The organism is Streptomyces sp. NPDC032126, from assembly GCF_055580085.1.
In genome coordinates this window covers 237,501-259,784 of sequence record NZ_JBVIMA010000011.1, presented here as the reverse complement: position 1 = coordinate 259,784, position 22,284 = coordinate 237,501, and the positions used below count along the sequence as shown (strand labels likewise).

16 protein-coding genes are annotated in these 22,284 nt (G+C 72.1%); 5 read left to right on the top strand and 11 right to left on the bottom strand.

Annotated elements, in window-relative coordinates:
* Positions 1-100: 100 nt before the first annotated feature.
* Entirely contained in the window at positions 101-769 is a 669-nt protein-coding gene (locus ACZ5NW_RS33785; protein ID WP_468747822.1) for an Rv3235 family protein, read from the bottom strand.
* Positions 770-1,069: 300 nt separating this feature from the next.
* On the opposite strand from ACZ5NW_RS33785, the gene ACZ5NW_RS33780 reads away from it, so the two are divergent.
* Both ACZ5NW_RS33780 and ACZ5NW_RS33775 read left to right on the top strand, forming a co-directional pair.
* Entirely contained in the window at positions 1,070-1,585 is a 516-nt protein-coding gene (locus tag ACZ5NW_RS33780; RefSeq protein WP_468747821.1) for a DUF6912 family protein, read from the top strand.
* Between the two features lie 59 nt (positions 1,586-1,644).
* Positions 1,645-2,310: an HAD family hydrolase gene (locus ACZ5NW_RS33775; RefSeq protein ID WP_468747820.1), complete on the top strand. Its 666-nt coding sequence runs from the start codon at positions 1,645-1,647 to the stop codon at positions 2,308-2,310.
* A gap of 67 nt (positions 2,311-2,377) precedes the next feature.
* Here the strand turns inward: ACZ5NW_RS33775 and ACZ5NW_RS33770 are convergent, their stop codons facing one another.
* Positions 2,378-2,944, bottom strand: coding sequence for a DJ-1/PfpI family protein (locus tag ACZ5NW_RS33770; protein WP_468747819.1), 567 nt, complete (start codon positions 2,942-2,944; stop codon positions 2,378-2,380).
* 692 nt (positions 2,945-3,636) lie between these two features.
* Between ACZ5NW_RS33770 and ACZ5NW_RS33765 the strand changes: the two genes are divergently transcribed.
* Positions 3,637-8,616 carry an NAD-glutamate dehydrogenase gene (locus tag ACZ5NW_RS33765; protein WP_468747818.1) on the top strand — a complete coding sequence of 1,660 codons (4,980 nt, stop codon included), beginning with the start codon at positions 3,637-3,639 and terminating at the stop codon, positions 8,614-8,616.
* 130 nt (positions 8,617-8,746) lie between these two features.
* On the opposite strand, the gene ACZ5NW_RS33760 is transcribed toward ACZ5NW_RS33765, so the two are convergent.
* Both ACZ5NW_RS33760 and ACZ5NW_RS33755 read right to left on the bottom strand, forming a co-directional pair.
* Positions 8,747-9,574 carry an ABC transporter ATP-binding protein gene (locus tag ACZ5NW_RS33760; RefSeq protein WP_468747817.1) on the bottom strand — a complete coding sequence of 276 codons (828 nt, stop codon included), beginning with the start codon at positions 9,572-9,574 and terminating at the stop codon, positions 8,747-8,749.
* A complete protein-coding gene (locus ACZ5NW_RS33755) occupies positions 9,567-10,484 on the bottom strand; it encodes an ABC transporter permease (RefSeq protein ID WP_468747816.1) in 918 nt (305 codons plus the stop codon). Before ACZ5NW_RS33755 ends, ACZ5NW_RS33760 begins: the two co-directional genes overlap by 8 nt.
* A gap of 173 nt (positions 10,485-10,657) precedes the next feature.
* Here ACZ5NW_RS33755 and ACZ5NW_RS33750 point away from each other — a divergent pair, with 173 nt between their 5' ends.
* On the top strand, positions 10,658-11,296 hold the full coding sequence (locus ACZ5NW_RS33750) for a TetR/AcrR family transcriptional regulator (protein ID WP_468747815.1): 639 nt from the start codon (positions 10,658-10,660) through the stop codon (positions 11,294-11,296).
* On the opposite strand, the gene ACZ5NW_RS33745 is transcribed toward ACZ5NW_RS33750, so the two are convergent.
* The 3 genes from ACZ5NW_RS33745 to ACZ5NW_RS33735 form a co-directional block, all read right to left on the bottom strand.
* Positions 11,283-12,251, bottom strand: coding sequence for an ADP-ribosylglycohydrolase family protein (locus tag ACZ5NW_RS33745; protein WP_468747814.1), 969 nt, complete (start codon positions 12,249-12,251; stop codon positions 11,283-11,285). The two genes, ACZ5NW_RS33750 and ACZ5NW_RS33745, sit on opposite strands and share 14 nt — an antisense overlap.
* Positions 12,252-12,281: 30 nt before the next feature.
* Positions 12,282-13,262, bottom strand: coding sequence for a UDP-glucose 4-epimerase GalE (galE, locus tag ACZ5NW_RS33740; protein ID WP_468747813.1), 981 nt, complete (start codon positions 13,260-13,262; stop codon positions 12,282-12,284).
* Positions 13,263-13,410: 148 nt separating this feature from the next.
* On the bottom strand, positions 13,411-13,941 hold the full coding sequence (locus ACZ5NW_RS33735) for a MarR family winged helix-turn-helix transcriptional regulator (protein ID WP_468747812.1): 531 nt from the start codon (positions 13,939-13,941) through the stop codon (positions 13,411-13,413).
* A 104-nt stretch (positions 13,942-14,045) separates the two neighbouring features.
* Here ACZ5NW_RS33735 and ACZ5NW_RS33730 point away from each other — a divergent pair, with 104 nt between their 5' ends.
* Entirely contained in the window at positions 14,046-14,459 is a 414-nt protein-coding gene (locus tag ACZ5NW_RS33730; protein WP_468747811.1) for an organic hydroperoxide resistance protein, read from the top strand.
* A gap of 148 nt (positions 14,460-14,607) precedes the next feature.
* Here the strand turns inward: ACZ5NW_RS33730 and ACZ5NW_RS33725 are convergent, their stop codons facing one another.
* The 4 genes from ACZ5NW_RS33725 to ACZ5NW_RS33710 all read right to left on the bottom strand — a co-directional run bounded on the left by ACZ5NW_RS33725 (position 14,608) and on the right by ACZ5NW_RS33710 (position 22,157).
* Entirely contained in the window at positions 14,608-15,234 is a 627-nt protein-coding gene (locus ACZ5NW_RS33725) for a hypothetical protein (protein WP_468747810.1), read from the bottom strand.
* Positions 15,235-15,353: 119 nt separating this feature from the next.
* Positions 15,354-17,600 (bottom strand): bifunctional glycosyltransferase/CDP-glycerol:glycerophosphate glycerophosphotransferase, encoded by a 2,247-nt coding sequence (locus ACZ5NW_RS33720; RefSeq protein ID WP_468747809.1) that lies wholly within the window; start codon positions 17,598-17,600, stop codon positions 15,354-15,356.
* A gap of 8 nt (positions 17,601-17,608) precedes the next feature.
* A complete protein-coding gene (locus ACZ5NW_RS33715; protein WP_468747808.1) occupies positions 17,609-19,807 on the bottom strand; it encodes a bifunctional glycosyltransferase/CDP-glycerol:glycerophosphate glycerophosphotransferase in 2,199 nt (732 codons plus the stop codon).
* Between the two features lie 58 nt (positions 19,808-19,865).
* Complete coding sequence (locus ACZ5NW_RS33710) at positions 19,866-22,157, bottom strand: bifunctional glycosyltransferase/CDP-glycerol:glycerophosphate glycerophosphotransferase (RefSeq protein ID WP_468747807.1); 2,292 nt, start codon at positions 22,155-22,157, stop codon at positions 19,866-19,868.
* Positions 22,158-22,284: the final 127 nt, after the last annotated feature.

Genomic DNA, 22,284 nt, shown 5'->3' with positions numbered 1-22,284 from the left:
GTGAGCGGCGGCCGTTGTGGGCTGCCGCTGTGTGAAGGGCCGGTCATCTCTTCGGGGGTGGCTGGCCCTTCGGCTTGCTGTCCGCTCGGTGCCTGGTGGCTCAGTCCTGTTCGTCGGCCGTGCGGGGGCGTGGGCCGCCCACCTCGACGGCGGTGCAGCGCCACCGGTGGTCGCGGCCCAGTTCCAGGCGGAAGGCCATCGCGCGCAGGCGGTCGCCGGCCCCGATGCGGGCGAACGCCTCGATGGCGCCCGGGCGGGGCTCGAAGTAGCCGATGTCGCGGACGACGGGCCGGACGCCGTGGGCGGCGCGCAGGGGGCCGTAGGCGGCGAGGTGGGCGAGATCGTCGTAGGCGTGGCCCAGGGTGTGGCCGAGCATGGAGTGGACGGGGCGCCGACCGGTCAGGACGGCGAGGAGGCGGTCGGCGAAGAGGTCGGTGGGGCGGGGCTGGGGGACGGGGCGGCGCGGGCCCTGGGCGGGGACGGTTCGGGGTGCTGCGGTGGGGGTCGGGGCGACGCGGGTGGGGCGGAGGTCGCCGGGGGCGGGGGACGGGCGGTTGTCGGTGGGCCGTGCGGGGGTGGGGCGGGTGGGGGAGCCGGGTGGGCCGTCGCCGGGGTGGGTCGTGCGCGGGGTGCCGCCGCCGGGGACGCGGGGCGGGGTGGCACCGGTGGCGGGCGTGCGGGAAGGGGCCGCGCCGGGGCGGGCCGGGTCGCGGCGGGCCGGTGGGCGGGTGGCCGAGCGGCGCTGGGTCCTCGTCATGACCTTGTGCATGGTGATCCCCGTTCTGTGTGCACTCTCCGCACCCGGTCGATACCGGGCAGTAACTTGGCGGTTGGGGATCTTGTACGGGGTCGGCGGCGTGGGTGGCAAGGAGGCGTTGCCCCGCGCGGCGGGGGCCGGGAAGTTCGCTTATCCGGGTGATGCGAGGGCGTGGAGGGCCGTGTTGCCGGGGGCTCGGCGGGTGAATGCCGGGAGCCGGGTTGACGTGTTCAGAGGGGCCGGCGGGGACTCGAAAGGGGACGCCCGCACGTATCCTGAAGGCCCTACAAGACGACCAGGAAAGCGGCCCCCATGCGCGTCTACGTCCCCCTGACCCTCCCCGGGCTCGCCGAGGCGCACAAGACGGGAAAGCTGGGGTCCGGGCCGCTCGTCGCCTACGCCGTCACGCCCGCTTTGCGCGAGTGGTATCTCTCCGACGACATCGAGGAGCTGGAGTACGCCGCCCTGAGTCGGGCCGCGCTGGCCTCGCTGCGGCTGCTCGCGGCGGACGCGGGTGCGCCGCGGCGTCGGGTCGTGGTCGCCGTCGACGTACCGGACGGCTCGGCGGTCGTCGACCCCGACCGGGGCCTGGACCCGGCCGCGCTGGGAGAGGTGCGGGTCACGGAGGCGGTGGCGCTGGCGAAGGCGGCATCCGTGCATGTCGACGCGGGGGACGCGGAGGCGGATGTCGCGGCCGCGGCGGAGGCGCTGGGGGCGGCGGACGGTGGGGACGACGACGCGCAGTTCGTGGTGGACGGGGCGGAGGACCATGAGCTGCTGTGGTTCGCCACGCAGGAGATCCCGAATCTGGTCGGGGCCTCGGGCTAACCGCCCGGGCTGAGCGGGCGCAGCTCTGCGTGTCAGTGGGTGCGGGTACGTTGGTCGGCATGGGGATGCACGCAGGGGCCCACATCGTGTGGGACTGGAACGGGACGTTGTTCCACGACAACGAGGCGATCATCGGGGCGACGAACGCCGCGTTCGCCGAGCTCGGGCTGGAGCCGATCACGCTGGAGAAGTACCGGGCGCTGTACTGCGTGCCGGTGCCGAAGTTCTACGAGCGGTTGATGGGGCGGATGCCCACGGTTGCCGAGTGGGAGGTCATGGACGGGGTCTTCCAGCGGTACTACGCGCGGGAGCGGGTGCGGTGCGGGCTGACCGACGGGGTGGAGGAACTGCTCGTCGGGTGGCTGTCCGCGGGGCACAGCCAGTCGCTGCTGAGCATGTACGGGCACGAGGAGCTCGTGCCGCTGGTGCGGGGGTTCGGGATCGAGCCGCACTTCATACGGGTCGACGGGCGGACCGGGCCGTCGGGGGGCAGCAAGGCCGAGCACATGGTGCGTCACCTCGGGGCGCTGGGCGAGGTGGATCCGGCGCGGACGGTGGTGATCGGGGACGCCGCCGATGACGCGGTGGCCGCGCGGCACGCCGGCGCGCGGGCCGTGCTGTACACCGGGGGGTCGCACAGCCGGGCCAGCCTTGAGGCGGTGGGCGTACCGGTGGTGGACAGCCTCGCGGAGGCGGTCGAGGTGGCGGAGGAACTGGCGGCGTGAGGGGGAGGCGCGCCCCGACGGTGAGGCGCCCCCGGTAAGTGAGGGGCGCCTCAGGTGCGCAGGACGTTCAGGTCACCGGGGCCTTCGCGCGGAGTACGGTCAGGAACTCGCGCATCCAGGCCGGGTGGTCGGGCCAGGCGCGCGAGGAGACGAGGGTGCCGTCGACCACCGCCTCGGTGTCCTGGAAGGTCGCGCCGGCCGTCTGCATGTCGATCTCCAGCGCGGGGTACGCCGTGACGCGGCGGCCGCTGAGGGCGTCCACGGCGGCGGTGAGGAGGGGGCCGTGGCAGATCTGGGCCACGGGCTTGTCGGAGTCGAAGAACGACTTGAGGATCTTGCGGAGTTCCGGGTCGTTGCGCAGGTACTCGGGAGCGCGGCCGCCGGGGATGACGACGGCGACGTACTGGCCGGGGTCGACCTCGGAGAAGGCGAGGTCGGCGGGGAAGGTGTAGCCGGGTTTCTCGGTGTAGGTGTCGAAGCCGGGCTCGAAGTCGTGGACCACGAACTGGAGCTTTTTGCGGGTGGGGGCGGCGATGTGGACCTCGTAGCCCTCTTCGCGCAGGCGTTGGTAGGGGTAGAGGACCTCCAGGGACTCTGCTGCGTCGCCGGTGACGATGAGGATTTTCGCTGTCATGGTGCGGGCTCCTCGGTGGCCGTGTCGGTGGCGTGCGGTGGCGGTGTCATGGGCAAGGTGCCTCTCGGGGGCGGGCTTGCCAAGGGGGCGGTCGCTTTCAGGGTGCGTCGCGTTGTGATGCACGTCGACTTTTCCCCGCCCCGGCCGCAAACCTGCCCCCGCCCTCGCCCCGACGCACACCCCACTCTCGACCTCAAGCAACCCCCGCCCTAGACCCCAAGCACCCCCCGCCCTCGCCCCGAAGCACCCCCCGCCCCCTCCGCCCCTGTGCAGAACGTCAAAGTTCCGGCCCCTGTTTTGTACACATACGGCTCATGACGGGGCACCCGTAGGGAGCGATAGCCTTAGTGGCGTGATCAGCGCGATAGCTCGCGGGGGCCTTCCTGCCCCTGCCTTGCGCCCGGCGTGCACGGACCATCTCCGTGACCGGGCGGCGGTCGCTGGTCTTCGCGGGCGGGGTGGGGCGACGGCCCTCTGGGCGCCTCCGTACTCGAGCGGGACACGTGATGCGCACAGAGCGCCGTCACATTCCGCCGGTGGCTCAAAAGTGGCTCAGATCTCCCCGCTCGTCTCACCTCCCGGCATAGCGTCGTCACAGACCGGACACCCCGCGTCGCGGCGTCCCGCCGGAGGGAAAGAGACCGTTTTTCCTTCTACGTCACGCAACGGCGCGCGACAGGAGCCAGAGGACAATGCAGACCAAGCTGGACGAAGCCAAGGCCGAGCTGCTCGAACGGGCCGCCCGGGTCGCTGAGAACAGCCCGGTCGGGGGGCACCTACCGACCGGGACCACGGGCGAGGGCTCCGCGGGCACTCCGGACACCCCGGACGGCGCGGGCACCCCCGGCACCCCGGACCACGACTCCGTGCTCTCGTTCCTCCAGCGCTACTACCTGCACACCGCCCCGGAAGACCTCGGCGACCGCGACCCGGTCGACGTCTTCGGCGCCGCGCTGTCCCACTACCGGCTCGCGGAGAACCGCCCCCAGGGCACCGCCAACGTCCGCGTGCACACCCCGACCGTCGAGGAGAACGGCTGGACCTGCAGCCACTCCGTGGTCGAGGTCGTCACCGACGACATGCCCTTCCTCGTGGACTCCGTCACCAACGAGCTGACGCGGCAGGGCCGCGGGATCCATGTCGTCATCCACCCGCAGGTCGTCGTCCGGCGCGATGTCACCGGCAAGCTGATCGAGGTCCTCAGCGCCGCGCCCGCCGCCGCCGACCTCGCCCACGACGCGCACGTCGAGTCCTGGATCCACGTCGAGATCGATCGGGAGACCGACCGCGCCGACCTGAAGCAGATCACCGCCGATCTGCTGCGCGTCCTGTCCGACGTCCGGGAGGCCGTCGAGGACTGGGAGAAGATGCGGGAGGCCGCGCTGCGCATCGCGGACGGCCTGAGCGAGGAGCCCGTGCCCGGCGATCTGCCGGGACCCGACATCGAAGAGGCCCGTGAGCTGCTGCGCTGGCTCGCCGCCGACCACTTCACCTTCCTTGGCTACCGCGAGTACGAGCTGCGCGACGACGACTCCCTCGCCGCCGTGCCCGGCACCGGTCTCGGCATACTGCGCGCCGACCCCCACCACGCGAGCGACGAGAGCCACCCCGTCAGCCCCTCCTTCGAGCGGCTGCCCGCCGACGCCCGCGCCAAGGCCCGCGAGCACAAGCTGCTCGTGCTGACCAAGGCCAACAGCCGGGCCACCGTGCACCGGCCGTCGTACCTCGACTACGTGGGAGTGAAGAAGTTCGACGCCGACGGCAATGTCGTCGGTGAGCGGCGCTTCCTCGGACTGTTCTCCTCCGCCGCGTACACCGAGTCGGTGATGCGGGTGCCGGTGGTGCGCCGCAAGGTCGACGCCGTCCTCAAGGGCGCCGGTTTCTCACCGCACAGCCACGACGGGCGCGACCTGCTCCAGATCATGGAGACGTACCCGCGCGACGAGCTGTTCCAGACGCCGGCCGACGAGCTGCAGGCGATCACCACCTCGGTGCTGTACCTCCAGGAGCGGCGCCGGTTGCGGCTCTACCTGCGCCAGGACGAGTACGGCCGCTACTACTCGGCCCTCGTCTACCTGCCCCGCGACCGCTACACCACCGGCGTCCGGCTGCGGATCATCGACATCCTGAAGGAGGAGCTCGGCGGCATCAGCGTCGACTTCACCGCCTGGAACACCGAGTCGATCCTGTCCCGGCTGCACTTCGTCGTGCGCGTCCCGCAGGGCACCGAGCTGCCGCAGCTCAGCGACAGCGACAAGGAGCGCATCGAGGCCCGTCTGGTGGAGGCCGCCCGGTCCTGGGCCGACGCCTTCGCCGAGGCGCTCAACGCGGAGCTGGGCGAGGAACGCACGGCCGAGCTGCTGCGCCGCTACAACAACGCCTTCCCCGAGGGCTACAAGGCCGACCACACCCCGCGTGCCGCGGTCTCCGACCTCGTCCACCTGGAGCGGCTGACCGAGGAGCAGAACTTCTCGCTCAGCCTGTACGAGCCGGTGGGGGCCGCGCCCGACGAGCGCCGCTTCAAGATCTACCGCAAGGGCGAGGCGATCTCCCTGTCCGCGGTGCTGCCGGTCCTCAACCGGCTCGGCGTCGAGGTGATCGACGAGCGGCCGTACGAGCTGCGCTGCGCCGACCGCAGTGTCGCGTGGATCTACGACTTCGGCCTGCGCGTCCCCAAGGGCGGCAACGGCAGCGGGGACTACCTCGCCGACGACGCGCGCGAGCGCTTCCAGGAGGCGTTCTCCGCGACCTGGACCGGTCAGGCGGAGAACGACGGCTTCAACGCGCTGGTGCTGGGCGCCGGGCTGAGCTGGCGGCAGGCGATGGTGCTGCGCGCGTACGCCAAGTACCTGCGCCAGGCCGGTTCCACGTTCAGCCAGGACTACATGGAGGACACCCTCCGTAACAATGTCCACACCACCCGCCTCCTCGTCTCCCTGTTCGAGGCGCGGATGTCGCCGGACCGGCAGCGCGCCGGGATGGAGATCGTCGACGCGCTCCTGGAGGAGCTCGACGCCGCGCTGGACCAGGTCGCCTCGCTCGACGAGGACCGCATCCTGCGCTCGTTCCTGACGGTCATCAAGGCGACCCTGCGCACGAACTTCTTCCAGACGAACAAGAGCGGCTCGCCGCACGCGTACGTCTCCATGAAGTTCGACCCGCAGGCGATCCCCGATCTGCCGGCCCCGCGCCCGGCGTTCGAGATCTGGGTGTACTCGCCGCGCGTCGAGGGCGTGCACCTGCGCTTCGGCAAGGTCGCGCGCGGTGGTCTGCGCTGGTCCGACCGCCGTGAGGACTTCCGTACGGAGATCCTCGGCCTGGTGAAGGCGCAGATGGTGAAGAACACCGTCATCGTGCCGGTCGGTGCCAAGGGCGGCTTCGTCGCCAAGCAGCTGCCCGACCCGGCGGTGGACCGCGACGCGTGGCTCGCCGAGGGCATCGCCAGCTACAAGACGTTCATCTCGGCGCTGCTGGACATCACCGACAACATGGTCGCGGGCGAGGTCGTGCCGCCGGCCGACGTGGTCCGCCACGACGAGGACGACACGTATCTGGTCGTCGCCGCCGACAAGGGCACGGCGACGTTCTCCGACATCGCCAACGAGGTCGCCGAGGCGTACGACTTCTGGCTCGGCGACGCCTTCGCCTCCGGCGGATCGGCCGGCTACGACCACAAGGGCATGGGCATCACCGCGCGCGGCGCGTGGGAGTCCGTGAAGCGGCACTTCCGCGAGCTGGGCGTGGACACGCAGAGCGAGGACTTCACGGTCGTCGGCATCGGTGACATGTCCGGTGACGTGTTCGGCAACGGCATGCTGCTGTCCGAGCACATCCGCCTGGTCGCCGCCTTCGACCACCGGCACATCTTCATCGACCCCGTCCCGGACGCGGCCACGTCGTACGCCGAGCGGCGCCGCCTGTTCGAGCTGCCGCGGTCCAGCTGGGCGGATTACGACACGACGCTGCTGTCGACGGGCGGCGGCGTGTTCCCCCGTACGGCGAAGGCCATTCCGCTCAACGGTCACATCCGGGCGGCCCTCGGCATCGAGGACAAGATCTCCAAGATGACGCCGGCCGACCTGATGAAGGCCATCCTCACCGCGCCGGTGGACCTGCTGTGGAACGGCGGCATCGGCACGTACGTGAAGGCGTCGAGCGAGTCGCACGCGGACGTCGGCGACAAGGCGAACGACGCGATCCGCGTGAACGGCGCGGACCTGCGGGCGAAGGTGGTCGGCGAGGGCGGCAACCTGGGCCTGACCCAGCTGGGCCGGATCGAGTTCGCGCAGACCGGCGGCAAGGTCAACACCGACGCCATCGACAACAGCGCGGGCGTGGACACCTCCGACCACGAGGTGAACATCAAGATCCTGCTCAACGGGCTGGTCTCGGACGGCGAGATGACCGTCAAGCAGCGCAACCGGCTGCTCGCCGAGATGACCGACGAGGTCGGCCGTCTCGTCCTGCGCAACAACTACGCGCAGAACACGGCGATCGCCAACGCCCTGTTCCAGTCCAAGGACATGCTCCACGCCCAGCAGCGCTTCATGCGGCACCTGGTGCGCGAGGGGCATCTGGACCGGGCGCTGGAGTTCCTGCCCAGCGACCGGCAGATCCGTGAGCGGCTCGGCGCCGGGCACGGTCTGACGGGCCCGGAGACGGCGGTCCTGCTGGCGTACACGAAGATCACGGTGTCGGATGAGCTGCTGCACACCTCGCTGCCCGACGACCCGTATCTGCGCGGGCTGCTCTTCGCGTACTTCCCGACCGCGCTGCGCGAGAAGTTCGCCGAGCAGATCGAGAACCACCCGCTGCGGCGCGAGATCACCACGACGGTGCTCGTCAACGACACGGTCAACACGGGCGGTACGACGTATCTGCACCGGCTGCGCGAGGAGACCGGAGCGTCGCTGGAGGAGATCGTGCGGGCGCAGACCGCGGCCCGGGCGATCTTCCGCTCGGCCCCGGTGTGGGACGCGGTGGAGGCCCTCGACAACCGGGTCGAGGCCGAGGTGCAGACGCGGATCCGGCTGCACTCGCGGCGTCTGGTGGAGCGCGGCACGCGCTGGCTGCTGAACAACCGGCCGCAGCCGCTGCAGCTCGCCGAGACCGTCGAGTTCTTCGCCGAGCGCGTCGAGCACGTGTGGGCGCAGCTGCCGAAGCTGCTGCGCGGCGCGGACCAGGAGTGGTACCAGCAGATCTACGACGAGCTGAGCGGCGCCGGGGTCCCGGACGAGGTCGCCACGCGCGTCGCCGGGTTCTCCTCGGCGTTCCCGACGCTGGACATCGTGTCGGTGGCCGACCGCATGGGCAAGGACCCGCTGGACGTCGCCGAGGTCTACTACGACCTGGCCGACCGGCTGCACATCACCCAGCTCATGGACCGCATCATCGAGCTGCCGCGCGCGGACCGCTGGCAGTCCATGGCCCGCGCCTCGATCCGCGAGGACCTCTACGCGGCCCACGCGGCCCTGACCGCGGACGTGCTCGCCGTCGGCAACGGCACGTCGACGCCGGAGCAGCGGTTCAAGGCGTGGGAGGAGAAGAACTCGGCGATCCTGGGCCGCGCGCGTTCGACCCTGGACGAGATCCAGGGCTCGGAGACGTTCGACCTGGCCAACCTGTCGGTGGCGATGCGCACGATGCGCACCCTGCTGCGCACGCACTCGTAGCGCCTACGAGGCGAGGCCCTACAGTTTCGTGGCTCCTACGAGTACGAGGCTGTAGGGCGCCCTACGACGAAGGGGCGCCCCGAGCCGGTGTGGCTCGGGGCGCCCCTTCTCGGGTTGCGCGCCGGGTGGATCAGGCGGCGGCCAGCGGCTTCGGGGCCGGCTTCTTGCCGCTGGTGAAGTCCCCGTAGGCCGTCAGCACCTCTTCGGTCGGCCCGTCCATGCGCAGCTCGCCGCGCTCCAGCCACAGGACGCGCTCGCAGGTGTCGCGGATCGCGCCGAGGCTGTGGCTGACGAGGAAGACCGTGCCCGCGTGGGCCCGCATCTCGCGGATGCGCTCGGCCGAGCGGGCCTGGAACTTCGCGTCGCCGGTGGCGAGGGCCTCGTCGATGAGCAGCACGTCGTGGTCCTTGGCGGCGGCGATGGAGAAGCGCAGCCGGGAGCCCATGCCGGAGGAGTAGGTGCGCATCGGCAGGGAGATGAAGTCGCCCTTCTCGTTGATGCCGGAGAAGTCGACGATCTCCTGGTAGCGCTCCTTGATCTGCTCGCGGGACATGCCCATGGCGAGGCCGCCGAGGTAGACGTTGCGCTCGCCGGTCAGGTCGCCCATGAGGGCGGCGTTGACGCCGAGGAGGGAGGGCTGGCCGTCGGTGTAGATCTTGCCGCGCTCCACGGGGAGCAGGCCGGCGACGGCCTTGAGCAGGGTGGACTTGCCGGAGCCGTTGGTGCCGATCAGGCCGATGGCCTCGCCCTTGTAGGCGACGAACGACACGTTCTTCACGGCGTGCACCAAGCGGGTGCCGGAGGCCTGCTCGGCCTTCTTGCGGCGCACGATGCGGTTGAGGGCGGCGGTGGCGCTGCCCTTGCCCGCGCCGGTGCCGTGGACGCGGTAGATGATGTCGACGCCGTCGGCGATGACGGTGGGGATCTTCTCGCCGGTGAGTTCGGTGCTGTCAGCCACGGCCGTACGTCTCCTCAGCCTTCCAGAAGTAGATGAAGCCGCCGACGCCGGCGACGACCGCCCAGCCGAGCGCCCAGGCCCAGACGTGCGGGGGCAGCTGGCTGGCGTGGAAGCTGTCGATGAGCGCGAAGCGCATCAGGTCGATGTACACAGCGGCGGGGTTGGCGCGCAGCAGGTCGTCGAGCCAGGCCGGCCAGTTGTGGTGGTTCTTCAGCAGGTTGTCGATGCTCCACATCACACCGGAGACGTACATCCAGGTGCGCAGGATGAACGGCATCAGCTGGGCGATGTCGGGAGTCTTGGCGCCGATCCGGGCCAGGACCATCGAGACGCCGGCGTTGAACACGAACTGCAGGACCAGGACCGGGACGCACAGCACCCAGGAGACGGCCGGGGGCACGCCGACGGCGAGCAGGATGACCACCAGCGCGGCCATCGAGAACAGCAGCTGCTGGAGCTGCTGGAGGCAGAAGGAGATCGGGAGGGCGGCGCGCGGGAAGTGCAGGGCGCGGACCAGGCCGATGTTGCCGGAGATGGCGCGGGTGCCCGCCATGATCGAGCTCTGTGTGAAGGTCCACACGAAGACGCCCGTGACCAGGAAGGGGATGAAGTCGGCGACGCCGCGCTTGGTGCCGAGCAGGACACCGAAGATGAAGTAGTACACCGCCGCGTTCAGCAGCGGGGTCATCACCTGCCAGATCTGGCCGAGCTTCGCCTGGCTGTACTGGGCGGTGAGCTTGGCGGTGGCGAAGGCGCTGATGAAGTGGCGGCGGGCCCACAGCTGACGGATGTAGTCGGGCAGCGAGGGACGGGCGCCGCTGACCGAGAGGCCGTGCCGGGCTGCGAGGGCCGAGAGGGCCTCGTGGGAGTCGGCCGCTGTCCGGGGCGGTGTGTCGAGTACCTGGCTCACATCCGCTGCTTTCGCTCGGGGGTGGGGGTGCGCGTCCGGTGTGCCACCCGTGGTCCGGCGCCTTCTCGCGTCTCTGCTTGACGTTTTCTTTGCGTCGGGACGGGACCGTATCGTCGCAACGCGAGAGTAGGCCCAACCGACGTCGGAACGCAACCGTATCGTCGTAACGCCCTATGCTGGTTCGTATGACGACCAATGCCGACGGATCCGAGACGCGTCCGCGCCGCCGGGCCCCCGCCGGAGCGGCCGTGCTCCGGGAGGACGTGACGGAAGCCATCCGGGCCGCCGTCTTCGAGGAGCTCGCCTCCGTCGGCTATGCGCGCATGTCGATCGAGGGCATCGCCCGGCGGGCGGGCGTCGGCAAGACCGCGGTCTACCGCCGCTGGCGCTCCAAGCTGCACCTGGTCCTGGACATCGTCTCGGTGATCGCCGTGCAGGGCCTGCCGGCGCCGGAGACGGGCAGCCTGGAGGGCGACCTGCGGGTGCTGTACGAGGTGACGTCCCGTGCGCTGCGGCACCCGGTCGCCTCGCAGATCATCCCCGACCTCCAGGCTGAGGCCGCCCGTAACCCGGACATCGCGGAGGCCATGCAGAAGGCGCTGCGGGAGGGCCAGGAGGGCGTCGCCGCGAAGATCATCGCGGCGGCGGTACGGCGCGGCGAGGTCCGCGAGGGCCTCGACGAGGAACTGGCCCTCGACCTGATCTCCGGCCCCCTGTACTGGCGCTCGGTGGTGATCCGCAGCCCCAAACTCCCCAAGGGCTACCTACCGGGCCTGGCCCACGCGACGACGGAGGCGCTCAAGGCGCTGTGAGGCCGAGCCGACCGGCCAGCGCCGTGAGTTCCGGGCCGCGCAGCACACGGTCGCCGAACCCGGGCAGCGGTACGTGCAGAGGCCGCGTCCACCGCTCCGGAATCGCCCCGGCGCCGTACACCGCGCCCGCCAGGCCGCCCGTCACCGCCGCGACCGTGTCCGTGTCGCCGCCGAGGTCGACCGCGGCGCGGACGGCGTCCTCGTAGGAGGAGGTCGTTCGCAGGGCCCAGACGGCGGAGCCCAGGCAGGGCCAGACCGCCCCGTTGAACTCGGTCGCCTCGTCCGGATGCCACGTGGGGGAGAGGACCGTGGCGTAGCGGGCTCGGTGATCGGGGTGGAGGGCGGCCAGCGTGTCCGGTACGGCCCTCAGCGGGTCGTCTCCGGCCAACGCGATCCGGACCAGCTCGTGGAACGCCGCGGTGCCCTCCCAGGCCGCACGGTCGCCGTGGGTGAGCGCGGCGAGGCGCCGGCCGGCGTCCATGGTCGCCTCGCGTCCCCGGCTCGCGAAGTACACGGCCGAGGTCGCAGCCCGCATCAACGCGCCGTTGCCCGCTGCCCGTTGACTCGTCTGGAAGTGCAGGGCCGCCGCGGTGTCCCACGGGTCGCCGCTGCCGAGGACCGCCTCGGTCTGGAGGCCGATGTCCTTCGGGTCGGCGGCCGCCCAGCGCTGGAAGCGGTGGAAGATGTCCGGCAGGTCCAATCCGCCGCGTTCCAGCAGGGACTCAGCGACCAGGACGGCCATCTGCGTGTCGTCGGTCGCCTCCCCCGGGTCCCAGCCGCCACCGCCGCACATCTCGCCGCCGGGAAGGGCCGCGGGAAAGCGCGCAGAGAAGGCCCCCTCCGGACCGAACTCGAAGGGCGCGCCCAGAGCGTCACCCACCGCCGACCCCAACACAGCTCCCACGGTGCGGTCGGCGCGGGAGGCGGGGTGGGGGTGATCGGATCGGGAGGTCATCCCGGAAGACTAGTTCCGGAAAGCGGGCTCCTACACCCGCGCCGCCTCCGGGTGGTGGTGGACCCAGCCCTCCCAGGCTGAGGTGATCATGTCCTGGATGTCGTGTTTGGCCTTCCAGGAGAGTTCTGTCGCGGCGCGGTCGGCGGAGGCGACCACGCGGGGTGGGTCGCCGGGGCGGCGGGGGGTGGTGGTCGGGGGGCGGTCGTAGCCCGTGACCGCGTTGACGCGGTCGATCATCTCGCGGACCGAGACGCCTTCGCCGCGGCCGATGTTGAGGGTGAGGTCGCGGCCGGGGGTCGCGCGCAGCGCGCGGGCCGCGGCCACGTGCGCCTCGGCCAGGTCGACCACATGGATGTAGTCACGCACGCAGGTGCCGTCGGGTGTCGGGTAGTCGTCGCCGAAGATGCGCGGCGGGGCGTTTTCCGTGAGTCTCTCGAAGACCATGGGGATCAGGTTGAAGACGCCCACGTCGGCCAGTTCGGGACGGGCCGCGCCGGCCACGTTGAAGTAGCGCAGGGACGCCGTGGACAGGCTCGTCGCCCGGCCCGTGGCCCGCACCAGCCACTCTCCGGCCAGCTTGGTCTCGCCGTAGGGCGACATCGGCAGGCAGGGCGTCTCCTCCGTCACCAGGTCCACGTCCGGCATGCCGTACACGGCCGCCGAGGACGAGAACACGAAGGACGGGACCCCCGCCCCGGTGACCGCCTCCAGCAGGACGCGCAGCCCCTCCACGTTCTCCCGGTAGTAGTGCAGGGGCCGGTCCACGGACTCGCCGACCTGCTTCTTCGCCGCCAGATGCACGACCCCCGTCACCTCGTGCGCGGCGATCATCTCCGCCAGTCGTCCGCCGTCCAGCGTCGAGCCCACCACCAGCGGCACGCCTCTCGGCACCCGCCCGGCGATCCCCGTCGACAGGTCGTCGTAGACCACGGCGCGCTCGCCCGCCTCGGTCATCGCCCGTACGACATGCGCTCCGATGTATCCGGCGCCGCCCGTGATCAGCCAGGTCATCCGCGGCCGTCCCCTCGTCCGTAGGCCCGCACCTTCGCCGGCCCTGGTCCTCCCCGTGTCCTCTCAGTGAAGCAGCCGTCGAAGCCCCGCGCAGGGCCTGTGGACAACCCAGCGCACCCGTCTCATTACTGTGCGTACGCGCGTTCGCCTAACCGCGGCTGTCCCGGCCCCGGTCGCCGTCCGGCTCCTGTTCCCGGGCCCGTTCCCGGCTCTCCTCCAGGGCGGTCGCCGCGTCCAGCGCCGCGGTGAGGCTATCGAGGCGTTCGCGCAGCTCGCGGATCTCGTCCGGGTCGTAGGTCGTCCCCGCGGCGATCCGGCGGGGCACCTCCAGCGCCCGCTCGCGCAGTGCCGCGCCCTCCTCGGTCGGCCGGATCACCACCGACCGCTCGTCGCGTGCGCTGCGCTCGCGCACGACCAGGCCGGCCGCCTCCAGCCGCTTGAGCAGCGGGGACAGCGTCCCGGAGTCCAGCCGCAGATGCTCGCCGAGTTTCTTCACGGGCAGCTCGCCCTCCTCCCACAGCACCAGCATCACCAGGTACTGCGGGTAGGTCAGCCCGAGGTCCTTGAGGACGACCCGGTAGAGCCCGTTGAAGGCGCGCGAGGCGGCGTGCAGGGAGAAGCAGATCTGGCGGTCCAGGCGCAGCCAGTTCACTTCTTCGGCGGGGACAGGCGAGGTCATACCCCCCAGGATAGCCCTTGCAAGCCATTTAGTTGTGCACAACTGAATCGTGTGCTCTACTTGTGCTCACCCGAACATGACTTACCGAGAGGGATGGTTCATCCATGGACGCGCTCTACACCGCAGTCGCCACCGCCACCCACGGCCGCGAGGGCCGCGCCGTCTCCTCCGACGGCAAGATCGACCTCGCGCTCGCCATGCCGGTGGAGCTCGGCGGCAACGGTCAGGGCACCAACCCCGAGCAGCTCTTCGCCGCCGGGTACGCGGCCTGTTTCGGCAGCGCCCTCGGTGTCGTCGGCCGCCAGGCCAAGGTCGATGTCAGCGAGGCCGCCGTCACCGCCGAGGTCGGCATCGGCAAGCAGGGCGAGGGCTTCGGCCTGAAGGTGACGCTGCGCGTCGAGCTCCCCGACACCGTGGACGAGGTCACCGGCCGCAAGCTGGTCGAGACCGCCCACCAGGTCTGCCCCTACTCCAACGCCACCCGCGGCAACATCGACGTCGACCTCGTCATCGAGTAAGCCCCTCCGCCACGGGCCACCCTCACCCGACCCGCGCCGGCACTTCCCCTGTTCGCCGGCTCCAGGCCAACGGGATGCCACCGCGTCAGCAGCAGCCGGCGGACGCGGTGGCGGCGGGCGATCGCGACACGCGGGACAGGCCCGCACGTCACGCCGGCCCGCGCCGCCGCTCCCGTTCGGAGAGAGCCGCGTCCGGCAAGGCGGGCGCCGCCGGATTCACGCCGTACCCGGCGATCGCCCGGACGGCGTCGTACCCTTCGGCGATCACCACCTCGCCCCGCCCCAGGGAGCGCGCGGCCCCGTCGTACGACGGCCCGCTCACCGCCACCGCGAGCGCCACCGCCCCGGCCAGCGCCCAGCGCGCCGCCACGGCCCGGCTCCAGCCCCGCTGCCCACCGGCCACGAACGCGACCGCGCCCAGCAGCGCCGCCACCGACGTGCTCGGATGCACCAGCGCGATCACCCCGTACAGCGCGCCCAGCGCCGCGTACCCCGACCGGCCGCGCAGCCCGCTCGGGCCCACGAACCGCACCCGCCGTTCGTCCCGCGCCCGCGCGCCCGTCAGCGTCCACGCCCAGCAGGTGAGCCCGATCGCGAACGTCGACGGATGGCCCAGGCTGCCCGTCGTCGTCATCACCAGGAAGACCAGGACGAACAGGACGAACAGGACGAACAGGAACCCGGCCACCTGGTACGGGCTCGGGCGCCACCGTCGGCCGCCGCGCGGCGCGGTCGCGCCGAACGCCGTACGCGCGCGAAGGGACGGAAGGGGCACCGGCCATATGTTCCCGCCCGCGTCGACGGCCCAGCCGTCCGTCACCTCATCGAGTGACCACCGCCGGATGCGTCAAGAGCCCGCCGCCCGGTTCACCGGGGGGTGACCGCCGGCCGGCTTCACCGGGTGACCACCGGCCGCTCGATACCGGCCGCCTGCCCGGGCAGCCGCGCCTGCTCCCACCCCGGCTCCGAACCCGACCCCAGCTCCGGCCCCGGCATGCTCTCCCCCAGCAGCAGCATCCGTACCACCCGCTCGGCGGCCCGGCCGTCGTCGTACACGCAGAACCGGCGCCGGAAGTCGGCGCGCAGCCGGGCCGCCTCCTCGTCGCGCCAGCTCCCGGAGGCCAGCAGCCAGGCCAGCTCGCGGTAGCTGCGCGAGACATGCCCGGGCGGTTCGGCGGTGATGTCGAAGTAGGTGCCCCGGCTCGCCCGGTACGCCGCCCAGTCGTCGGCGTGCACGACGATCGGCCGGTCGAGGCAGGCGTAGTCGAACATCAGGGCCGAGTAGTCGGTGACCAGGACGTCGGAGGCCAGCATGACGTCCTCGACGTGCGGTACGTCCGTCGCGTCGATCAGGACCCCGCGCCGGTGCAGCTCCGACAGGCCCATGCCGCGCGCCGGGCCGGACGCCAGCGACGGGTGGAGGCGTACGACGAGGGTGTGTCGCTCGCCCAGGTCGGCGGCGAACCGGGCCAGATCGACCCGGTCGACGTGCCCGCCGCGCCGGTACTCGCGTCGGGTCGGCGCGTACAGCACGACCGTGTGGTCGGCGGGGACACCGAGCCGTTCGCGGGCCGCCCGCGTCTCCTCGGCGCCCGCGGTGACCAGGACGTCGTTGCGGGGGCTGCCGGTGCGCGCGGAGGCGAAGTGGCACGGGTAGGCCCGCTCCCACACCAGCTCCGAGTGCGGGTTGGCGACCAGGCTGTGGTCCCAGCGGTCGGCGCGGCGCAGCATCTGCGGCACGTCGACACCGTGGCGGGCGCCGGGCTTGGTGAGCAGGTCGGCGCCCATGTACTTCAGCGGGGTGCCCTGATGGGTGTGGATGTGGACCGTGCCGGGCCGTTTGGCCGGCGTGCCGGGCCAGTTGACGTTGTTGACGAAGTACGTGGCCCGCGCGGCCAGCCGGCGGTGGGCGGGGGAGTCGAGGAGGACATGCTCGACACCCTCGGGCAGCGCGGCGGCCGTCTCCTCGTCGCGCACCACCCACACGCCGCGCAGCTGCGGGGCGATCTCGCGGGCCTTGTGGTAGATCGCCGCCGGATCGCCGAGCACGCCCCGGTGCGAGAACGCCGAGTACAGCACGAGACGCGGGTCCAGGGGGCGGCGGGCGTGGACGGCGGCGGCGCCCCGGCGCAGCCGCGCACCCGCCGCCGCGCGCAGGGCCGCCCGCCGCCGGGCCAGCTCGCGCACGGCCCGCTCGGCCTGCCGCCTCACCCTGTAGGCCGTGTACCGGCCCTCCAGGACCCGCAGTTCGGCGGGGACGGGCTCCCCGGCGGGCCGGTGCGCGCGGAACATCTCGGCGGTGCGCCGGAAGAACTCGCCCTTGTCGGCGGGCGGCAGCCGGTCCGGCTTGGAGAGGATGTCCAGGCAGTGCTCGCCCATCTTGCGGTGCAGATACGGCCGCCAGGGCGCGAGGTCGGGGCGGGAGTCGACGAACGCGAAGACCCGCTCGTACTGGTCGTGGATGTCGAAGTGCTTGCGGCTGGTGGTGGACAGGATGTTGCCCTGGCGGCGCTGCCGGTAGTCCAGGCAGATCCGGTCCAGCGTGGCGATCCGCTCGGCGCTGAGCAGGACCGGGAAGGTCCAGGGCGTGTCCTCGTAGTAGCCGGGCGGGAACGCGAAGTCGTTCTTCTCGACGTAGTCCCGCCGGTACACCTTGTTCCACACGACCATCAACAGGTCGAGGATCCGCGGGTGTTCGGTGACGGTGAAGGTGTCGTCGCGTTCGGCGAGCACCCCCGCGAGGGCGTTGCGCCGGGTCCCGCCCCACCAGTACGTGCGCGCGTAGTCGAAGACCAGCACATCGGGGTCCTCGGTCTCCTCCAGCCGGTCGGCGATCGCGCGCAGGGCGCCCGGGGTGAGGGTGTCGTCGCTGTCGAGGAAGAACAGGTAGTCGCCGGTGGCATGCGGCATCCCGGCGTTGCGGGCGCGCCCGAGACCGGCGTTCTCCGGCAGATGCAGGGCCCTGACGCGCGGATCGCGGGCCGCGTACTCGTCGAGGATCGCGCCGCAGCCGTCGGGCGAGCGGTCGTCGACGGCGATCACCTCGATGTCCTGGTACGACTGCCCCAGGACCGAGTCGAGACACTCGCGCAGAAAGCCCTGCACCTTGAAGCAGGGAACGATGATGCTGAAGCGGGGCACTGCTCGGGTCACTTCCTTACGAGGGGGGAGGCGGCCGGGGCCGGGACGCGCTGCGCGAGCGGCCGTACGGCCGGGATCTCCCGCGGGGGCTCGCCGAGCAGCACCCGGCGCACCACGCGCTCGGCGGCCCGGCCGTCGTCGAACTGGCAGAAGCGGGCCCGGAACGCCGCCCGCCGCGCCCGGGACTCGCCGCCCCGGTGGACACTGTCGCGGAAGACGCGCGCCAGCTCCTCGGGCGTACGGGCCACGGGGCCGGGCGGGGCCGCCATCAGGTCGAAGTAGACGCCCCGTGTCTCCTGGTAGACGTCCCAGTCGTCGGCGTACACCACGATCGGGCGGTCCAGGTTGGCGTAGTCGAACATGATCGACGAGTAGTCGGTGACCAGCACGTCGGCGGCCAGGCAGACGTCCTCGGTGGAGCGGTGGGCGGTGACGTCGATGATCCGGCCGCAGGCGCTGCGGGCGCCCCGGTCGTAGAAGTAGTGGGCGCGCAGCAGGACGACGATGTCCTCGCCGGCCTCCTCGCAGAAGGCCTCCAGGTCCAGGCCGGTCTCGAAGCCGTCGCGGTGGTCGCGGTGGGTGGGCGCGTACAGGACGGCCGTCTTCCCGTCGGGGACGCCCAGTTCCCGCCGGATCCGGGCCACGTCCTCGGCGGTCGCCGTGTAGAACACGTCGTTGCGCGGATAGCCGTACTCCAGCTGCTCGTAGGAGCCGGGGAAGGCGCGCTCCCACGTCTGGGTGGAGTGGGTGTTGGACGACAGGTTGTAGTCCCAGCGGCCCACCCGGCCCAGCAGCTTGGTGAAGCTGCCGGTGCCGGCGGCCACCACCGGGTACGTCGACTGGTCGACGCCCATCTTCTTCAGTGGCGTCCCGTGCTGCGTCTGGAGGTGCACACTGCCCGGCCGCTTGACCACGCCCTCCGCGAAGTTGGCGTTGTTGACCAGGTACTTGGCGCGGGCCAGCAGCTGCCAGGCGCGGCGGCTGCCGAGGACGGCGTGGTCGACGCCCTGCGGCACGGTGTGCGCCTGACCGGCCTCGACGAGGAACACCGACCTGATGTGCGGGGCGAGTTCGGCGGCCTTGGCGTGGATCGCGGCCGGGTTGCACGCGTACCCCCGGCCCCAATAGGCGCAGTACACCGCCAGGTTCGGGTCGATACGGCGGCGCAACTGGCGCCGGTAGTACAGCCGGGTCCGCAGCCCTCGGGGGCGCGGTACGGGGACGGCGGACAGCCGCCGGTTGGCGCCCCGCAGCGCCCGGAACGCGCTGTACGCCCCCGCCGCCAGCAGCCGGTGCTGCACCCCGACGCTCCCGCCCGGCAGGCGGAAGCCGGCCGGCCGGTGCCGCCGGTACAGCGCGGCAGCGCGCCGGAAGAAGGAGCGGCGCAGCCGGGCGGGGAGCCGGTCGGGGTGGGCGGCCGTCTTCAGGACGGCGGCGAAGAGCTGCTCGAACAGCGGGCCCGACCGCTCGACGGGCAGCCCGGCCTCGGCGGCGCGGGTCAGCACCAGCTCGGCGCAGTCGAGGAGTTCGACGTGGTGCGCGCCCGGCAGATTCAGCCGGCTGCCCTGCCGGCGCAGCAGATGCCGTACGACGACCGCGCGCAGCACCGCGATCCGCTCGGCGTGCAGCGTCACCAGGCCGCCGAAGCCGAGATCGGTGAAGTGGCCGTCGGGGAAGGTGATCCGGTGCTCGGCGAGGAAGGCCCGCCGGTGGACCGCGCTCCACACGGGCAACCGCACCCCGGTCAGCCAGGGCGCCTCGGCGGGGGCGAAGGGACGCTGCGGCACCTGGGCGAGCAGCGGGGCGGCCGGGTTGGTGGGCTCGCCCTCCCACCAGGGGGTGCGCTCGTGCTCGGCGTACAGGACGTCGACGTCGCCCGTCTCGTCCAGCCGGGCGGCCAGGGCGGCGAGGGCGCCGGGGGCGAGGGTGTCGTCGCCGTCGAGGAACAGCAGGTAGGCGCCGGTCGCGGCGCGCAGGCCGGTGGTGCGGGCCCCGCTCAGCCCGGCCGACGGCGGCGAGTGCACCGGCGCCACCCGGGAGTCCCGCTCGGCGTATCCGGCCGCCAGGGCCGCCGCCGGGGTGTCGGGCGCGTCGCAGACCGGGATCAGCTCGAAGTCGCCGAAGGACTGGGCGAGGACGGAGTCCAGCGCCAGGGAGAGCCGGCCGGCGACCCCATGGGACGGGACGATGATGCTGAAGCGGGGCATGCTGCTCTTTCTCTGGGCGCTGACAAGGAGGACGCACTCCCGTGAGGGACAACGGCGTTCAGCGGCGGTCGGTGACGGTGATCCGGGCGGACGGGTGCGGGACCGTGGCGTGCGGTGCGGGCCCGGGGGACCGGCCGGTGGACGGGGTGGCGATGCCGGAGGTCGCGGCGGGCGCCGGGCGGCGCTCGGGCAGCGGGACGACGGGCGGCAGGGCGCTCTCCGGCTCGCCCAGCACGACCCGGCGCACGACCCGCTCGGCGGCCCGGCCGTCGTCGTAGGGGCAGAAGCGCTCCCGGAACGCGGCCCGCAGCTGGGCCGAGCGGGAGCCGCGCCAGTGCCCGCTGGTGAAGATGTCGACCAGTTCGTCCTCGCTGCGCGCGACCGCGCCCGGCGGGAAGTCCCGCAGGTCGAAGTAGGTGCCGCGGGCCGCCTCATAGGCCTCCCAGTCGTCGGTGTGCACGACGATCGGGCGGTCGAGGTTGGCGTAGTCGAACATGAGGGACGAGTAGTCGGTGACCAGCGCGTCGGAGGCGAGGCACAGCGACTCCACGCTCGGGTGGTCGGTGACGTCGATGACCCGGGGGCCCGGTCGCGGGCCGCCCCGCTGCCAGTAGTGGGCGCGGGCCAGGATCACGAAGCGGGGGCCCAGGCGGCCGAGGATCCGCTCCAGGTCGAGGGGGGCGCGCTGGGTGCGGCGGTAGTCGCGGTGGGTGGGCGCGTAGAGGATCGCGACCGCGTCCGGGGGGATGCCGAGCGCGGCCCGGACGCGGGCCACGTCGTGCGCGGTGGCCCGCTGGAACACGTCGTTGCGGGGATAGCCGTAGGCGAGGGTCTCGTAGCGGCCCGGGTAGACCCGCTCCCAGGTGAGCGTGGTGTGCCGGTTCGCGGACAGGACGTAGTCCCACTTGTCGACGCCCTTCAGGAGCCTGCGGAAGTCCATGCCGCGGGCGGCCGCCGGGCGGTCCTGGAGGTCCAGGCCCATCCGCTTGAGCGGGGTGCCGTGCTGGGTCTGCACGAAGACCTGGCCGGGGCGCTTGACCAGCCGGCGGTCGAAGTTGACGTTGTTGACGAGGTACTTGGAGCGGGCCAGGGCCGTCCAGTAGGCGGCCGTGCCCGGGGTGAGCCGGCGCGTTCCCGGCGGGATCGTGTGGTGGTGCTCCTTGCGGGCGATCCACGCGGTGCGCACCTGCGGGGCGTACGCGCGGAACGCGGCCTCCAGGGCGCCCGGGTTGCAGCCGTGGCCCCGGCCCCAGTAGGCGGCGAACACGGCCCGGTCCTCGCGCACGGGCAGCCGCAGCTGGACGCGGTAGTGCAGCTGGAGGAGGCCCGCCCGCAGCGCCCGGACGGCCAGGGCGCCCAGCTTGCGGACGCGCCCGCCCACATCGAGGGCCAGCCGCAGGGCCCGGAACGTGCGGTGCAGGCCGAAGTGGACCAGGGAGTGCCGCAGCCGGGAGCGCAGCGGGACGGCGGCGCCGGGGACGCGGTAGCGGCGGTAGTGGGCGCGGGCCCGGCGCAGGAAGTCGGCGCGCGCGTCCCTCGGCAGCCGGTCCCGCTTGGTGAACACGGTGGACAGGTGGTCGACCATGCGGCGGAACAACACCGGCTTCCACCGGGCGAGTTCGGGCCGCCCCTCGACGAACGCGAAGACCCGGTCGTACTGGTCGAAGATGTCGAAGTGCCGCCGGCTGGTCGTGGACAGGATGTTGCCCCGTCGGCGCTGCCGGTAGTGCACGCACACCCGGTCCAGGGTCGCGATCGACTCCGCCGCCATCAGCACGGGGTACGTCCAGGGCGTGTCCTCGTAGTAGCCCGGCGGGAACGCGAAGCCGTTCGCCTCGACGAACTCCCGCCGGTACGCCTTGTTCCAGGCGACCATCAGCACCCGCAGCAGACCCGGGCGGTCCTCCAGCCGGAAGGGCGCCGGCCCCCGCTCGGTGAGGTGCGCGGAGAACGCGTTGCGCACCGCCTCGCCCGACCAGGACGTGTACGCGAAGTCGTAGACCAGGACGTCCGGTTCGCCCGTCCGCGTCAGCCGCTCGCTCAGGGCGAGCAGGGTGTCCGGGGTGAGGGTGTCGTCGCCGTCGAGGAACAGGACGTAGTCGCCGCCCGCCTCGGCGAGACCGGCGTTGCGGGCGGGGCCGAGGCCCACGTTCCGCGGCAGGTGCACGGGCCGGACGCGCGGGTCACGGGCCGCGAACTCGTCGATGATCGCGCCACAGGCGTCCGGGGAACGGTCGTCGACGGCGATCAGTTCGAGATCGGGATACGACTGCGACAGCACCGAATCGAGGCACTCGTGCAGATACGCCTGAACCTTGTACGCGGGGACGATGACACTGAACCTGGGCAAGGTGACATCCATGGGTCGGCGCGAGCGGTCGGACCTGTCGGCCCGTGCGCGGCAACGGCCAATGGAGTGACGCGGTTACGCGTAATACGGCATACGGGGGAAGCCGAAGTGAACGGCGAGGGGCGCG